Source organism: Streptomyces sp. 4F14 (assembly GCF_048159485.1).
Lineage (GTDB): Bacteria > Actinomycetota > Actinomycetes > Streptomycetales > Streptomycetaceae > Streptomyces.
On record NZ_JBLRVY010000329.1, the window covers coordinates 1 to 335 of the forward strand.

Here is a 335-nt window from a genome sequence, read left to right on the forward strand (position 1 = left end):
GCACCCGGGCATCCGGATGATCGGCGTCGAACCGGAGGCCGGGGACGACACCAAGCGCTCCCTGGAGGCGGGGCGGCGCATCAGCATCCCGGTGCCGCACACCATCGCCGACGGACAGGCCCTGCACATCCCCGGAGAGCTGACGTTCTCCGTGAACCGGCGGCTGGTCGACGAGATCGTGCTCGTCAGTGACGACGAGATCCGGGACGCCATGCGGTTCGCCTTCGAGCGTCTGAAGATCGTCGTGGAGCCGAGTGGGGCCACTCCGCTCGCCGCCCTGCTCACCGGCCGCGCGGGCCCGCTGCCGCGCCGGGTCGGCGTGATCATCTCCGGCG

The 335-nt window shown here is 71.6% G+C and carries 1 protein-coding gene; it reads left to right on the plus strand.

The features are described 5' to 3' along the window. A partial coding sequence (locus ACLZOT_RS50965; RefSeq protein ID WP_416976113.1) for a pyridoxal-phosphate dependent enzyme occupies positions 1-335 on the plus strand: 335 nt, incomplete at both ends.